This is a genomic window from Billgrantia zhangzhouensis, assembly GCF_021404465.1.
In the GTDB taxonomy this organism is placed as follows: Bacteria; Pseudomonadota; Gammaproteobacteria; order Pseudomonadales; family Halomonadaceae; genus Halomonas; species Halomonas zhangzhouensis.
This window is the reverse complement of record NZ_JABFTT010000005.1, coordinates 36,490-50,566: the sequence shown is the minus strand read 5'-3', so window position 1 is coordinate 50,566 and position 14,077 is coordinate 36,490. Positions and strand designations below refer to the sequence as shown.

Genomic DNA, 14,077 nt, shown 5'->3' with positions numbered 1-14,077 from the left:
CGCTTTGGACTCGCGACATCCTTGTCGCTCGCTCTACGAGCAGCGGAGCTGCCCAAATCGTCAATCCTGACGATTTGTCGCCGATTTTTGCCTTGTCTGGCCTGCGCTCGACGACTTTTCGTAGAAGGCCTAGGGAAGCGATTGACTCAGCGAGGGAGCCGCATGATCGGGTTCACCCAGCGGCCACAGCTGCCGCCATTGTCGACCAGAATCGATGCCATCGACCTGGCCCGGGGTATCGCCATTGCCCTGATGATTCTCAGCCATGCGGTCAGTGGGCTGCTGGGTATTCGTCAGGTGCCGGATTGGGGCATGGTACCGATCCATCTCATCACCAAATTCTCTTCCTCGCTGTTCATCCTGGTGTTCGGTATTGCCCTGGCGGTGGCCTTCCTGCCCAAGGTCGGCACGCCCGACTGGCCCAGGCGACGGCTCAAGCTGATGCTGCGGGGGCTCGAGGTGATGTTCTGGTACAAGGCGCTGACCATCGTCGAAATGCTGCCGCTCTTCACGCCCCAGGACATACTCGACACGCTGCTCTACCAGCGCTTCGCCATCTGGGTCGAGATTCTTGGCTTCTATGCGCTGGCGCTGCTGTGGCTGCCCTGGGTGCTGCCGCTGTGGTGTCGCATGCCGCTGTGGTCGCGGTTGCTGGCTCCGGTGGCGGTGGGCGTGATCTCGGTGATGCTCGAACGCCACTTCCACTTCTGGGACAGCGTAATCCTCAAGGCGCTCTTGGTGGAAGATGCCGATCACTATACCTGGGGCCAACTGTCGCGCCTGCCGCTGGTGATGCTGGGTCTACTGGTCGGCGAGGCCATTCTGCGCTGGTACGGCGAAATCGCCACTCGCCGTCGACTGTTGGCAGGCCTGGCCGGATTGGGAGCGCTGTTTCTGCTGGGCTTCGTGGTGCTTTCGCTGCCCGATTGGTATGCGGCGTTGATGGCCGTGGCCTGGAACGTCGGCAAGCATCCCCCCGAGGTACCCTTCATGCTGTTCAGTACCGGCGGAGCACTGGTGATCATGGCACTGTGCCTGCTGGGCGGTAGCCGTGCGGCAAGATGGCTCAAGCCTCTTACCGTGATCGGTAACGATGCCCTGCGTGCCTTCATCTTTCATATCGTGGTGATCTTCCTGATCTTCCGCTTGCTGCTGGGCGCCTGGCAGGTCTACAGCTATCCCCAGGTATTGGGAATCGGTCTGGCACTGATTCTTCTCACTGCGGGCTGGATTGCCCTGGTGCGCTGGTACAGGGAGTGGAGTCGATGAGGAAAGAAGGGCTCTGGCGTAAGGGGCTCGTCCAAGCGCTGTTGATACTGGCCATGGCGCTGCCGTCGCTGGCCGCGGCGCAGCCCGGTTGGGCGGAGCAGGTTGACGCCTGGGTCGAGCCGCCCTGGGCCGATCGTCTGAAAGCGAGGCTGGCACTGCTCGAAGCTGGCTTTGATGGTGAGCTTGGGGTGCACGTGCGGGACCTCGATACGGGGGCGCGCCTGGGTTGGCGCGATGGTGAACGCTGGTACTTGGCCTCGCTGGTCAAGCTACCCGTAGCGATAGAACTGATGAGCCGTGTCGAGGCGGGCGAGATGTCACTCGAGGATCGCCTGACCCTGTTGCGCAGCGACTATGTCGACGGTGCCGGCTCCACCAACTGGGCGCCACCGGGCAGTGCCTTGTCGCTGCGTCAGTTGCTGGAATCGATGCTGATCGTCAGCGACAACACGGCAAGCGACATGCTGATACGTCACCTGGGGCTGGAAAGCGTCAACCGCCGGGCTCGCCAGCTCACTCGCGCAGGTGGGCTGGGGCCGATCACCACCTTGGTGGATGTACGCCGCCATGCTTTTGCCAACCTGCACCCGAGCGCCTTCGAGCTGAATGGCATGGACTTCATCGAGCTGCGCAAGCGCCAGGACGACGCCGCCCGAGTGGCGTGGCTGCGCCAACGCCTGGGTCTCGCCCCGCAGGAGCTGCTGCTGCCGAGCATTGATGCGGCTTTCCGCCTTTACTATGCCACCGACCTCAACAGCGGCCGGCTCGACGCTTTCGGTGATCTGCTCGAGGCGTTGGCTCAGGGTAGGGCGCTAGGGCCCGAAGGCACCGCCGAGCTATTGGCAATCCTGACCCGTACCACCAGCGGTGAGCGCCGGCTCAAGGCCGGGTTGGGGCGCAACGTCCATCTAGCCCACAAGACCGGCACCCAGCATCGGCTTGCCTGCGATGCCGGCATTACCACCCAGGGGCAGGGTAACGACGCCCACCGCGTCATCATCGTTGCCTGCGCCCGAGGCGAACTCAGCCTGGCCCGCAACGAGCAGATACTGGCGGCAGTGGGGCGGGCTGTATGGGAGGCGGGGGCTTTCGAAGGGTGAGCGATAAGCATGCTCACTGGCCGCACTTTACGACCAACGTCTAGGCGCTGTTAACTGGTTTTACATTGACAGCCCCGAAGCGACTGGCCTAGCCTTCATAACATCGAATGTTACCGGTAACAAGTCATGCCGACATTCGACGCCTCGGGAGTCGTGCAAGCTTCCGGGAAAGATGAGACGTGCCAACTCACAACGATAAATCGACTGGAGTCCGCCATGACCACCATCTGGCGCAATACCCTCACGCTAGCCGGTGCCGCCACCCTGTCCCTGGGTATCGCTTACGCCCAGAGCCCCGATCTCTCCGACCCGCCTGCCATCGAGGGCGATGTGGTGGGTGACCACGGCAGCCATACCCTGCGCATGGGTATCGGCCTGGCCGAGAGTTCGCCGCAGTATCTTTCCGTGCAGTACTTCGCCGATATTCTCGATCAGCGCAGCGAAGGGCGTATCTCCGTCAATGTCTTCCCCAACAGCCAACTGGGCGATGACGTGCAGATGATGGAGATGCTCCAGACCGGCTCGCTGGACATGACCTATCCCTCCTCGTCGCCGGCGACCACCTACGTGCAGGAACTGGCGGTATTCGACCTGCCCTTCCTGCTGCCGACGCGTGAAGCGGCCATCGCGGTGATGCAGAGCGATACCGCCCAGCGCATGCTCGACGGCTTCGAAGGTACCGGCCTGAAGGCGCTGACCTTCTCCGAGAACGGCTATCGCCAGCTCACCAACAGCGCACGGCCGGTGGAGTCGCCGGAAGACGTGGCCGGCCTCGACGTGCGCGGCCTGACCGTGCGCACCATGGAGAACCCGGTCCACCTGTCGATCTGGGAGACCCTCGGCGCCAACCCCACACCAATGGCCTTCGGTGAGCTGTTCTCGGCCATGGAGCAGGGGGTGGTCGACGGCCAGGAAAACCCCTGGAGCACCATCCTGACCTCCAATTTCCATGAGGTGCAGGATTACGGCTCCGAGACACGCCATGTCTATACGCCGTTCATCATGATGATTTCCGAGCGTACCTGGGATCGCCTGGCGCCTGAGTACCAGGAGCTGGTGCAGGAGGCGGCGCGTCAGTCGGCCGAGTACGAGATCCAACTGGCCACCGAGTACGACGATTGGTCGCGTGAGCAGCTCGAGGAGCGCGGTATGCAGGTCACCCGTCTCAACGACGAGCAGATCGCCGCCTTCCAGGAAGCCGTTCAGCCGGTGTACGACCGTTGGGCGCCGCGCATCGGCGAGGACCTGATCGCCGAGATCCAGTCCATCGTCGAATCCAACCAGTAATCCTCCATCCGTCTGACTTGGCAGGGCAGGGGGGCTTCCCCTGCCCTGCACGGAGCCCTGCATGACTTCGCCCACCCAACTGCCTGACGAGGCCAGCATCTACCTGGAAGATCCCAGGCGCGAGCCGCTCGAGCTCGACACCGAAGGGCATCGCGGCCCTGCGGTCTTCCGCTGGCTGACCCGTCTCATGGAACACCTGATCGCGGCCATCCTGGTGGCACTGGTCGTCTCGGTGTCGGCCAACGTGCTAGGCCGTTCACTGTTCAACCGCTCGCTGCCCTGGGCCGATGAACTGGCGCGCATGCTGTTCATCTGGCTGATCTTCGTCGGTGCGGCGGCCGCCTTCGCCCGCTACGAGCACATCGCCGTGGATTTCCTGGTGCGCCGGCTCAAGCCGCGGGCCGCCTATCTGCTCTATCTGCTGCAGCACCTGATCATCGCCACGCTGATGGGCATCATGGTGTGGGGCGGCTACTTGGTGATGTCCCGCTCCACCGGACGCACCGCCATCCTTGGCGTGCCCTGGAACCTGATCAACGTCTCGCTGGTACTCTGCTCGCTGTTCATCGTGGCGGTGTCGCTATGGCGGGCCTGGCAGTGCCTGCGCCTAATCCGCGATCCGGCACACGCCCACCGAACGGCAGGAGACTGAGCCATGTTGTGGATCTTCCTGGGTATCCTGTTCGCCTCCATCGCCATCGGGTTGCCGATCGCTTTCGGCCTCGGCATTGCCGCCGTGGTCATGGCCATCCTTTCTGACATTCCGCTGTCGATCCTGATCGAGCAGTCGATTCGCGGGGTCAACAATTTTCCGCTGCTGGCCATTCCCTTCTTCATCCTGGTGGGTGAGGTGATGAGCCATGGCGGTATCGCCCGCCGCCTGATGGATCTGGCCGGCGCGCTGGTCGGTTTCATGCGCGGCGGGCTCGGTCAGGTAGCGATCACCGGCTCGATGTTCTTCGGCGGCATCAGCGGTTCGGCGGTGGCCGATACCGCCGCCACCGGCTCGATGATGATTCCGCCAATGAAGCAGCAGGGCTATTCCGCCCCGCACGCCACGGCGATCAACACCGTCTCCTCGGTGATCGGCATCATCATCCCGCCCTCGATACCGCTGATCCTGTTCGGCATCGTCACCGAGACCTCGATCAGCCGCCTGTTCATCGCCGGGATAGTGCCGGGCTTGCTGATCGGCTTCGCGCTGATGGTGACCACTTTCATCATGGCCAGCATCGAGCATGCCGGGCAGACCCGGCGCTTCGAACTGGGCCGCCTGTGGCAAGCCTTCAAGGCGGCGTGGCTGGCGCTGGTGCTGCCGGTGATCGTGGTCGGCGGCATTCTCGGCGGTGTCTTCACCGCCACCGAGGCGGCCGTGGCGGCATTGCTCTTTTCGCTGTTCATTTCGCTGGCGGTCTATCGCGAGTTTCATCCGCGGGAACTGTGGGGAATGCTGATCCGCACTGCCAGGTTGACCGGCATGGTGCTGCTGCTGCTGGCCTTCGCCACCGTCATTGCCTGGTTCCTGACCATCAACATGGTGCCGCAGACCCTGGTGCGCCAGGTGCAAGCGATCACCCAGGAGCCGTTCCTGCTGCTGCTGATCGTGGCCGGCCTGCTGCTCCTGGTGGGCTTCGTGATGGACCTGACGCCGGCGATGGTGATCATGGCGCCGATGCTGACCCCGATCGTCACCTCGGTGGGGGTCGACCCGGTCTACTTTGGCGTGCTGATGTCTTTCATCCTCGGCATCGGCCTGCTGACACCACCCGTCGGCACCTGTCTCTACGTCGGCTGCGGCGTCGGCCGGGTCAGCATGGAGCAACTGGTCAGGGCGATGCTGCCTTACTATGCGGCGTTGCTGGTGGTGCTGCTAGTGTTGATCGCCTTCCCCGGGATCGTGACCTGGCTGCCCGATATGGCTGCAGTCCGTGGAAACTGAGTGCGGCAACTGACAACCGGGAGGTGTCGTGAAAACAACCTCATGCCGCATCGTGGTGATGGGGGTGTCGGGGTCGGGCAAGTCGTGTATCGGCGCCTTGCTCGCCAGCCGCCTCGGCGTCACGTTCATCGACGGCGACGATTACCATTCGCCGGCCAGCATCGACAAGATGGCCAATGGCATTCCACTCGGTGACGAGGACCGTCGCGAGTGGCTGGAGACGCTGGCCGGGTTGATCGGCGACCATCGGCGGCGCGATGCCCCGCTGGTGCTGGCCTGCTCCGCGCTCAAGCGGCCCTACCGCGAGCTCCTGAGGCGCGGCGACCCCGAGCTCATCTTTCTGTTTCTCGACGGGGAGCGCGAGCAGCTGCGCCAGCGCCTGATCGCCCGGGAGGAGCACTTCTTTCGCGGTGAGGCAATGCTGGACAGCCAGCTTCACGATCTCGAGGCCCCCGATGCGCTGGAGGCGGTAGTGAGCAACATCGCCGCCACTCCCGACGCCATCGTGACGGCCTTTTTGCAGGCGAAGCCCGAGTGTCGCCGGCGCCGCGACTGATCGGGTGCAAGCGACGGCAGGCGTGGTGCGACTTCGCTATCATGCCGGCGGGCGCCATCGGCATGCGCCAGGACCACCAACTGCCAGTGGGGCACCGTGAAGAAGAAACGACCGACACTCCAGGACATCGCCGACCGGGTCGGGGCGACCAAGATGACCGTCAGTCGCTGCCTGCGCGATCCTTCGACGGTATCGGAAGGATTGCGCAAACGCATTTTCGCCGTGGCGGAGCAGGTCGGCTACATTCCCAACCGCGCTCCCGATCTGCTTTCGCGCGCCACCAGCCACTCCATCGGCCTGCTGGTGCCGTCGTTGACCAACCAGGTGTTCGCCGACGTTCTGGTGGGTATCGAGAAGGTCACCGAGCCGCTCGGCTATCACCTCATGCTCTCTCACTACGGCTATAGTGCCGAACTCGAGGAGCGCAGCCTGGCCTCACTGCTCTCCTATAACGTGGACGGCGTGATCCTTTCCGACAGCCACCATACGGCACGCACCTGTCGCATGCTCGAGACTGCCGGCATCCCTACCGTCGAGATCATGGATGTGCTGACCCCGCCGCTGCATCAGGCGGTGGGCTACGACAACGTGCAGGCCGCCTACGACATGGTCAGTGAGATGATTCGCCATGACCGGCGTCGAATCGTCTATCTCGCCGTACGACTCGACCCTCGCACCCTGCAGCGCGAGCAGGGTTATCGCAAGGCCATGGAGGAGCATGGCTTGCCACCGCTGACCTTGCAGCGCAGCCAGCGCTCCTCCTATACCGTGGGCGCGGCACTACTGGGCGAGATCCTGCAGGAGCATCCCGAGACCGATGGCATCTTCTGCACCAACGACGACGTGGCGGTTGGTGCTTACTTCGAGTGCCTGCGGCGCGGCATTCGGGTGCCTGAGCAGATAGGCATTGCCGGCTTCCACGGCCACGACATGGGGCAGGTGATGACCCCTCGCCTGGCCAGCGTCGTCACCCCGCGGCAAGCGATCGGCGAGCGATCGGCCAGGGAGCTGCTGGCGCGCATACAGGGGCAGACGACCCAGGACCGTGCCATCGACCTGGGCTACCGTATCGAGCCGGGGATGACCCTTTAGCGAGTTCACATGCCCTCGTTCACATACTCTCTTCGACGATGAGCTTGGGCTGCCCCTCCGATATGGTATCGAGACGGGTCAGGTGGACATCCACACGTACCACACGCAAGCGCTTGCCTTCGCCACTGGCGTGGTGCGCTAGCAGAGCAATCGCTACAAAGTTTGCCAGGGTGCGGCCGGGGGCTCGGCGAGCAGTTCGGCCAGCGTATCCAGTGCCTGAGCAAGAACGCTGCGGGATGGCGCTGCGCTGAGGCACAGCCGCAACGCCTGGGGCGCGGGTTCGCTGCCAACGCAGAAGGGCTCGGCGCTGCTCACCAGCACGTTGCGTTGGGCCAGCGCCTCGACGAACACGGCGCTGCGCAGCCCCTCCGGCAGTGGCAGCCACAGGTTGTTGCCATGAGGGCGGCCGCTCACGGCATAGCCGGACAGTCGTTCCCGGGCCATGCGCTGGCGCTCGCCCAGCTCTTCGAACAGCCATTCGAGCAGGACGTCGCTCTCTTCGCTGGCGACCCAGCGACACACCGCCTCGACCATCAGCGGCGGTGCCATCCAGCTCTGGGCGCGCAGTGCCGTGCCTAGCCGCTCGCGCACCGCCGGCGGGGCGAGCAGGGTGCCGATGCGCAATCCGCCGGCCAGTACCTTGGAGGTACTGAAGATGAACAGGGTACGCTCGGGCGCCAGGCGATAGATCGGCGTGCCGCGTTCCGGCTCGGGCAGGTGCTGCACGCCATCCTCGACGATCCAGAAATCATGCTGGCGTGCCAGGGCCGCCAGGCGCTCGCGCCGGGCCTCGCTCAGCGGCGTACCGGTCGGGTTGTTCTGGTCCGGTGTGACATAAACCAGCCGCGGTGGCTGCTGTGCGCAGAGCCGGGCCAGGGCATCCATGTCCATGCCCTGATCGTCCATCGGTACACCCAGCGGTTTGAGATGTACCTGGCTGGCGGCGGTGAGCAGGCCGGGATAGGTGAGCACGTCGGCGGCGATACGCTCGCCCGGTCTTGTCAGTGCCTGTAGGGCCAGGCTGATGCCGTGCTGGCCTCCCTGGGTGACCAGCAGCGACTCGGATTCGGCGGGCATGCCGAGGCGGATCATCCAGGCGGCCAACTGTTCCCGATGTGCGGGTACGCCACGATCCGGCTGGTATTCCACGGCGCGCTGCAACACTGCCGCCTCGTCGGCTATTTCGTGCAGCACACGCCCCAGGCTGGCGGCACGCATCGGATGCGGTGGCGGCAGGCTCAGGCTGAGATCGATGGTGCCGTCTTCTAGCGGCCGGCTGGCGAGGAATTCCTGTTTTGACGAGCCCTCGCTGCTGCGCACGTAGGTGCCGCTGCCGACCCGGGCACTGACCCAGCCTTGGCGCTCGGCTTCGGCATAGGCGCGGGTTACGGTACCCACCGTGACGCCAAGGCGGTCGGCCAACTGGCGTTGCGGCGGCAGTTTCTGCCCTGCGGCGAGTTCGCCGGATTGAATGGCCAGCGCGATGGACTCGGCGATGGCGCGGTAGCGAACGCCGTCGTCAGCGAGCTGTGGAACCCATATTGTCATGGTGACAATAAAACCTTTGACGGAATATGTAGCGTCATTATGCTAATAATTGTGCGCACTTTCCAATCAAATAGCATAATTGTATGGGTTCAATGACATGGAAGCTCTGGCATTCCTCGGGCCGGCGGCCCTCTACATGATCTCGATGACCATCACCCCCGGGCCCAACAACATGATGCTCACGGCCTCGGGGGCCAACTACGGCTTCATGCGCACCTTGCCGCACATGTTCGGCATCTTGGGTGGCTGCTTCCTGCTGTTCTCGGGCATCGCCCTGGGGTTGGGGCTGATCTTCGAGCGCTATCCCGCCGTACAGATGACCCTACGCGTGATCGGTAGTGCCTACCTGTTGTACCTGGCCTGGAAGATCGCCACCGCGCCGCCGCCCGATCTACGTCACAAGGGCGAGGGGCGTCCCCTCAGCTTCTGGCAGGCGGCGGCCTTCCAGTTTGCCAATCCCAAGGCGTGGGTGATGGGGCTGGCGCTGATGGCGGGCTTCCTGCCCCAGGGCGGCGATACCGTGGTCAACGCATTGCTCCTTGCGGGTTTTGCCGAACTGGTGGCACTGCCCTGCATTGCCGTATGGGCGGGGTTCGGCATGGCGCTTGGACAGTGGCTCGACACGCCACGCGCCTGGCGGATCTTCAACTGGACGATGGGTGGGCTGACCGCAGCCTGCGTCATCTTCATCCTCGGCTGAACCCGGGCCTGGCTGGCGTCAAAGGAATGGCGCCAGTTCCTCCCGGCTCATGTTGCCGCCGGTGATCACTACCACGACATCGCCTGATGCCGGCAGCGTGACGGTTTGCTCCAGCAAGGCGGCCACACCCACTGCGGCGCCCGGCTCGGCCATCAGCTTGGTCTGGTAGAGCAGATGGTGCATGGCTCGAGCGATGGCCGCATCGTCTACCTGTACCAGCGCCCGTACGGTTTCACGGCATATGGGGTAAGTATGCTCACCGACGATGGCCGCCCCCAGGCTCTTGGCACAGGTCGCGACCTTTTCCAGCCGCGAGGGTTCGCCCTGAGCCCAGGCTTGGGCCATGCTGGCCGCGCCGCTCGGCTCCACGCCGAACAGCGCCAGGCCAGGTCGCAGCGCGGCGGTAGCCGAACCGATGCCGGCGATCAGCCCGCCGCCACCCACCGGGCAGAGAATGGCAGTGGCCTCCGGAGCCTGTTCGAGTATCTCGAGCCCCACCGTGCCCTGGCCGGCGATGATGCGCTCGTCGTCGTAGGGGTGGACCAGGGTCAGCCCGCGTTCATTCACCAGCCGGTGCATCAGCTCCCAGGCCTCGTTGATGTCACCGTGCAGGATCACCTCGGCGCCCAGTTCGCGACTGCCTTCCACCTTGAATTGACTGGCATTTTCCGGCATCACGATGGTGACCGGTATGCCGGCCTGGCCTGCTGCCCAGGCTAGCCCCAGGGCGTGGTTGCCCGCCGACACCGCTCCCAGCCCGCCGGCCAGCTCCTGCCGGCTGGCGGTACGAACCCAATGCAGGCCGCCACGTGGCTTGAACGAGCCGGTGCGCTGAAACAGTTCTCCCTTGAGCCACACCTGCCTGCCGAGCCGCTCCGACAGCACATGATCGAGGAGCATGGGAGCGGGAAGTAGCGTATCGGCGATCAGGCGCTGGGCTTCCTGCAGGCGTTCGAGCGGGAGCATGGCGGTCTCCTACAGCAGGTTGTAGAGAATGACGAACAGGCTGAGACCGGTGAGGAGAAAGGCAAGGATCGACAGCAGGCCATCGCGAGCCATGATCGCCAAGCCGAAGAGCGTCAGCGCAACACCGGCGATGTTGACCGTGAGCGGCACCAGTTCCATGGGCGGCATGGCCAGGGCCAGGGTGAAACACGCCAGGGCGGTCAGGCGGACGCCCTGGCGGCCGGTCATGAAGGTGATGCGTGGGTGCAGCAGGCGATCGACCCACTTGGCCGGCTTGTACATCCACTTCAAGCCAGTGTGGACCTTGTCGCTGGGCAGCGTGCGATTGCGCAGCCAGCCTGGCAGCCAGAAGGTGCGCCGTCCGACCAGCAACTGAACGCAGACAAGCAGGGTAAACAGCGCCATCAAGGTCGGCACGCCGGGAATGCCACTGACGATGGGCATCAACGTGACCAGACCTGCCAGCAACAGCAGCGGGCCAAAGGCACGCCGACCGATGGCATCGAGTACCTCGTCGAAGCGAATCCGGCCTGAAGGCGTGTTGATCGACTCGATGGCGTGCATCAGTTCGACCAGGTTATGCGGCTCCGTATTGGAATCGTCCGCTTGGTTGTCGCGTGAGGCTTGCATCCTTTCTCCTCGTTCTCTCGTTCCTTTGCGAGACATCTACCACTGACACCAGCATAGCCATTATGCGCCGGGCCATGTCCCAGGCGATGAGGCTGGGCTATGCCCAGCGCGGGTCGGCGGTGAAGGCTACCGTGAACCAGCGACGCTCCGGTGGCGGGCTCAGCTTTGCGGCGATCTCTTCGCGGATTTCATCGAGCACGGCGATACCCCGCTCGGTGGCAAACTCCGGTGTGGTGACGATATGGATCTCGATATAGTGGCCGCGCCCTGCCTTGGCCACGTGACTGAAGTAGTCGAGCAGCCCCTCGCGCTGCATCACCGGTGCCATGGCCGCGTGGACTTCGCTATCGATGTCGCTGGGGGCAATCAGCAGGATCTCGCGCAGCGCACGCCGCACGATACCCACCGGCACCGGCATGAAGCAGGCCGTGAGCAATACCAGCAGCAATGAGTCGATATAACGGGTCAGATGCTCCCACTGGCTACCCTGTAGCAGCAGGCCGATGACGAAGGCGACCAGCAGCGAGGTAGTAATGAGTGCCGCCATCAGCCAGCCCTGCATGTCGATGCGCACGAATTCGGATTGTGCCCGGCGGTTGATGCGCCGTTGGTAGAAGACCATGGCGTAGCACAGCGTAGCCACCACCACGGCATAGGCGATGGCCACGTCGAAGGCCAACGGCTGGCCACCCTCCATGAGTCCCTGCAGCGCATTGAGGAAGGCGTAGAAGCACAGCAGCATCAGGATGCTGCCGTTGAGCGCGGCGACCAGCGGCTCCAGATGCCAGTAGCCGTGCTGGAAGCGATGGCTGGCTTCGCGCACGGCGAGGCGTGCCACCAGCAGGGCCAGTGCCGACATGGCGGCATCGATGGTGGAGAACACGCCGTCGAACAGGATCGACTGGGAACCGGCCATCAAGCCGAAGCTCACCCCCAGGCTCGAGACCAGCAGGGTAACGACGATGGATATCTTGAGTGCGCGTTGCTCGAGAGAGGCTTGCATGGCGTGAACCTCGGAACGGAAAACCCAACATGGTAGCCGAGCGGTATCGATTGGAGGAGGGGAAGCGATAGGGCTCGACGTTACGAGAAGGAGAGCGATTGTTAGATAAAAGTAGAAATTGGCTAATCCGGCTAAACCATATGACTTTTCCGCCGATGAAGAGCATAGGTCTTTTCATTCAAGGAATCGTTACACATGGGGGCGGTTCGATGAAACATCTCTCTGTCAAGTGGAGCCTGACGGCCGCCTTGGCCACGCTGGTCTTGATGATTGGTCTGATCAGCGGCCTGGGCTTCTATTCCAGCGCCACCAGCGAAGCTGCGCTGCACGAGCTGGCGGAAACCAACGTGCAACTCTCCAATCTGGCCAACCGTGCCCAGGTCAACGTGCTGCGAGCCCAGACCTTCCTTGATCGCTATGCTGCCCACAGTACCCAGGGCAATCCCGATCTTGGCCGTGAGAACCAGGAGCTGGCGATAGCCGCGGTGGAGACGGCGCAGGAACGCTTTGCTGAGTTCCGCCAGATTCCGATCGACTCCGCCGGTACCCGGGCGCCCTATGTCGCGGCCATTACCGAAGCCTACGAGGCTTATGTCAACGAAGGCCTGGTGCCGCTGCTGGAGGCGGCACCGTTCCAGGTGCAGCGTCAGCAGGAGGGGCTGGCCGAGCTGGGCGCGCAGCTCGACGATGCCATGGAGGCCTTCATCGAATACAGTGAACAACGTGGCGCCGCTGCCATTGCCGAGGTGGAAACGCTGGACGACCGGATCGGCATGGTCGCCATCGGTCTGCTCGTCCTGGCCCTGGCGGCAGCGTTGGCCATTCGCATTGCCATGATGCGTGTGGTGGTGACACCGCTACGGGAAGCCATTGCGCATTTCGAGCGCATCGCCGATGGCGATCTCACCGCACGCATCGAGGATCGCGGTCGCAACGAGATCGGCCAGCTCTACAGCGCCTTGGGACGTATGCAGGAGAAGCTCAAGACGCTGGTGGTATCGCTGCGTGACAGCAGCGAGAACGTATTCACCGGAGCCGGAGAAATCGCCTCGGGGAGCCAGGACCTCTCCTCGCGTACCGAAGAGCAGGCCTCCGCCCTGCAGCAGACAGCTTCCAGCATGGAGGAAATGGCTTCCACGGTCAGCAAGAACACCGACACGGCCATCGAAGCCGATCGGCTTTCCGCCTCCGCCTCGCAAACCGCCGAGGCCGGTGGCCAGGAAGTCGAGCGTACCGTCCTGCTGATGCGCGAGATCGCCGAGAGTGCCAAGCGCATCGACGACATCATCGGTGTGATCGACTCCATCGCTTTCCAGACCAATATCCTGGCACTGAACGCCTCGGTGGAGGCGGCGCGGGCCGGCGAGCAGGGCCGCGGTTTCGCGGTGGTGGCAAACGAGGTTCGCTCCCTTGCCAGCCGCAGTGCGGAGTCGGCCAAGGAAATTCGCAGCCTGATCGAGGACACCACTTCGCGCATTACCAGCGGTGCCGAGCAGGCCGAGCGCAGCGGTGAGACCATCGATGAAACCGTTGCCTCGATCCGCCAGGTGAGTGCGCTGATGGCCGAGATCTCCACCGCCACGCGGGAGCAGAATAGCGGCATCGAACAGATCAATGCTGCGCTGACCGAGATGGATTCGGTGACCCAACAGAACGCCTCCCTAGTGCAACAGACCAGTGCAGCTGCTGCCTCGCTTGAGGATCAGGCCAGCCGCCTCGCCGCCTTGATCGCTACTTTCCGGGTCGGAGAACACACCGCTCCAGCCGTCACGGGAGCCGGGCGCCAGGGCGCCGTCCCGCGTGAGGCGCAAGTCGACGGAAGGGAAAACGAGCGCGAAAAGCACCAGTTGGTCAAGCTGAGCGATCCAAAGCCGGCCAGCGTCCGCCAACGTTCTGCGGCGGAGAGCGACTGGAGCGAGTTCTAATAGCGGGTGTAAAGAATTGTCATAATCAACGGGTTACGGTGATGGACCGGCGCTCACCCGAC

The 14,077-nt window shown here is 63.7% G+C and carries 13 protein-coding genes; 9 read left to right on the top strand and 4 right to left on the bottom strand.

The window, feature by feature from the left end:
- The first annotated feature begins 162 nt into the window (after positions 1-162).
- The 7 genes from HOP51_RS07510 (at position 163) to HOP51_RS07480 (ending at position 7,243) form a co-directional block, all read left to right on the top strand.
- Positions 163-1,269, top strand: coding sequence for an acyltransferase family protein (locus HOP51_RS07510; protein WP_234273328.1), 1,107 nt, complete (start codon positions 163-165; stop codon positions 1,267-1,269).
- On the top strand, positions 1,266-2,369 hold the full coding sequence (locus HOP51_RS07505) for a serine hydrolase (RefSeq protein ID WP_234273327.1): 1,104 nt from the start codon (positions 1,266-1,268) through the stop codon (positions 2,367-2,369). Before HOP51_RS07510 ends, HOP51_RS07505 begins: the two co-directional genes overlap by 4 nt.
- Positions 2,370-2,585: 216 nt before the next feature.
- A complete protein-coding gene (locus HOP51_RS07500; RefSeq protein WP_234273326.1) occupies positions 2,586-3,656 on the top strand; it encodes a TRAP transporter substrate-binding protein in 1,071 nt (356 codons plus the stop codon).
- Positions 3,657-3,717: 61 nt separating this feature from the next.
- Positions 3,718-4,308, top strand: coding sequence for a TRAP transporter small permease (locus HOP51_RS07495; RefSeq protein ID WP_234251017.1), 591 nt, complete (start codon positions 3,718-3,720; stop codon positions 4,306-4,308).
- 3 nt (positions 4,309-4,311) lie between these two features.
- The gene (locus tag HOP51_RS07490) at positions 4,312-5,595 is read left to right on the top strand and encodes a TRAP transporter large permease (RefSeq protein WP_234251018.1); all 1,284 of its coding nucleotides are present in this window, start codon (positions 4,312-4,314) and stop codon (positions 5,593-5,595) included.
- Positions 5,596-5,623: 28 nt separating this feature from the next.
- Positions 5,624-6,151 (top strand): gluconokinase, encoded by a 528-nt coding sequence (locus HOP51_RS07485; RefSeq protein WP_234273325.1) that lies wholly within the window; start codon positions 5,624-5,626, stop codon positions 6,149-6,151.
- Between the two features lie 96 nt (positions 6,152-6,247).
- Positions 6,248-7,243, top strand: coding sequence for a substrate-binding domain-containing protein (locus HOP51_RS07480; protein ID WP_234273324.1), 996 nt, complete (start codon positions 6,248-6,250; stop codon positions 7,241-7,243).
- Positions 7,244-7,396: 153 nt separating this feature from the next.
- Here the strand turns inward: HOP51_RS07480 and HOP51_RS07475 are convergent, their stop codons facing one another.
- On the bottom strand, positions 7,397-8,791 hold the full coding sequence (locus tag HOP51_RS07475; protein WP_234273323.1) for an aminotransferase-like domain-containing protein: 1,395 nt from the start codon (positions 8,789-8,791) through the stop codon (positions 7,397-7,399).
- Between the two features lie 97 nt (positions 8,792-8,888).
- Between HOP51_RS07475 and HOP51_RS07470 the strand changes: the two genes are divergently transcribed.
- Positions 8,889-9,491: a LysE family translocator gene (locus HOP51_RS07470; RefSeq protein ID WP_234273322.1), complete on the top strand. Its 603-nt coding sequence runs from the start codon at positions 8,889-8,891 to the stop codon at positions 9,489-9,491.
- An 18-nt stretch (positions 9,492-9,509) separates the two neighbouring features.
- Here HOP51_RS07470 and HOP51_RS07465 read toward each other — a convergent pair whose 3' ends face one another.
- From HOP51_RS07465 to HOP51_RS07455, 3 genes are all read right to left on the bottom strand, one after another.
- Positions 9,510-10,457, bottom strand: coding sequence for a threonine ammonia-lyase (locus HOP51_RS07465; protein ID WP_234273321.1), 948 nt, complete (start codon positions 10,455-10,457; stop codon positions 9,510-9,512).
- Between the two features lie 9 nt (positions 10,458-10,466).
- Positions 10,467-11,087 carry an exopolysaccharide biosynthesis protein gene (locus HOP51_RS07460; RefSeq protein WP_234273320.1) on the bottom strand — a complete coding sequence of 207 codons (621 nt, stop codon included), beginning with the start codon at positions 11,085-11,087 and terminating at the stop codon, positions 10,467-10,469.
- Positions 11,088-11,184: 97 nt separating this feature from the next.
- A complete protein-coding gene (locus HOP51_RS07455) occupies positions 11,185-12,090 on the bottom strand; it encodes a cation diffusion facilitator family transporter (RefSeq protein ID WP_234273319.1) in 906 nt (301 codons plus the stop codon).
- Between the two features lie 209 nt (positions 12,091-12,299).
- Between HOP51_RS07455 and HOP51_RS07450 the strand changes: the two genes are divergently transcribed.
- A complete protein-coding gene (locus tag HOP51_RS07450; RefSeq protein WP_234273318.1) occupies positions 12,300-14,015 on the top strand; it encodes a methyl-accepting chemotaxis protein in 1,716 nt (571 codons plus the stop codon).
- Positions 14,016-14,077: the final 62 nt, after the last annotated feature.

Bases quoted from the DNA above. Each gene is read 5' to 3' on its own strand.
- HOP51_RS07490 (WP_234251018.1), top strand. From the start codon at position 4,312: ATGTTGTGGATCTTCCTGGGTATCCTGTTCGCCTCCATCGCCATCGGG.
- HOP51_RS07510 (WP_234273328.1), top strand. From the start codon at position 163: ATGATCGGGTTCACCCAGCGGCCACAGCTGCCGCCATTGTCGACCAGA.
- HOP51_RS07475 (WP_234273323.1), bottom strand. From the start codon at position 8,791: ATGACAATATGGGTTCCACAGCTCGCTGACGACGGCGTTCGCTACCGC.
- HOP51_RS07470 (WP_234273322.1), top strand. From the start codon at position 8,889: ATGGAAGCTCTGGCATTCCTCGGGCCGGCGGCCCTCTACATGATCTCG.
- HOP51_RS07500 (WP_234273326.1), top strand. From the start codon at position 2,586: ATGACCACCATCTGGCGCAATACCCTCACGCTAGCCGGTGCCGCCACC.
- HOP51_RS07495 (WP_234251017.1), top strand. From the start codon at position 3,718: ATGACTTCGCCCACCCAACTGCCTGACGAGGCCAGCATCTACCTGGAA.
- HOP51_RS07450 (WP_234273318.1), top strand. From the start codon at position 12,300: ATGAAACATCTCTCTGTCAAGTGGAGCCTGACGGCCGCCTTGGCCACG.
- HOP51_RS07460 (WP_234273320.1), bottom strand. From the start codon at position 11,087: ATGCAAGCCTCACGCGACAACCAAGCGGACGATTCCAATACGGAGCCG.
- HOP51_RS07465 (WP_234273321.1), bottom strand. From the start codon at position 10,457: ATGCTCCCGCTCGAACGCCTGCAGGAAGCCCAGCGCCTGATCGCCGAT.
- HOP51_RS07505 (WP_234273327.1), top strand. From the start codon at position 1,266: ATGAGGAAAGAAGGGCTCTGGCGTAAGGGGCTCGTCCAAGCGCTGTTG.
- HOP51_RS07455 (WP_234273319.1), bottom strand. From the start codon at position 12,090: ATGCAAGCCTCTCTCGAGCAACGCGCACTCAAGATATCCATCGTCGTT.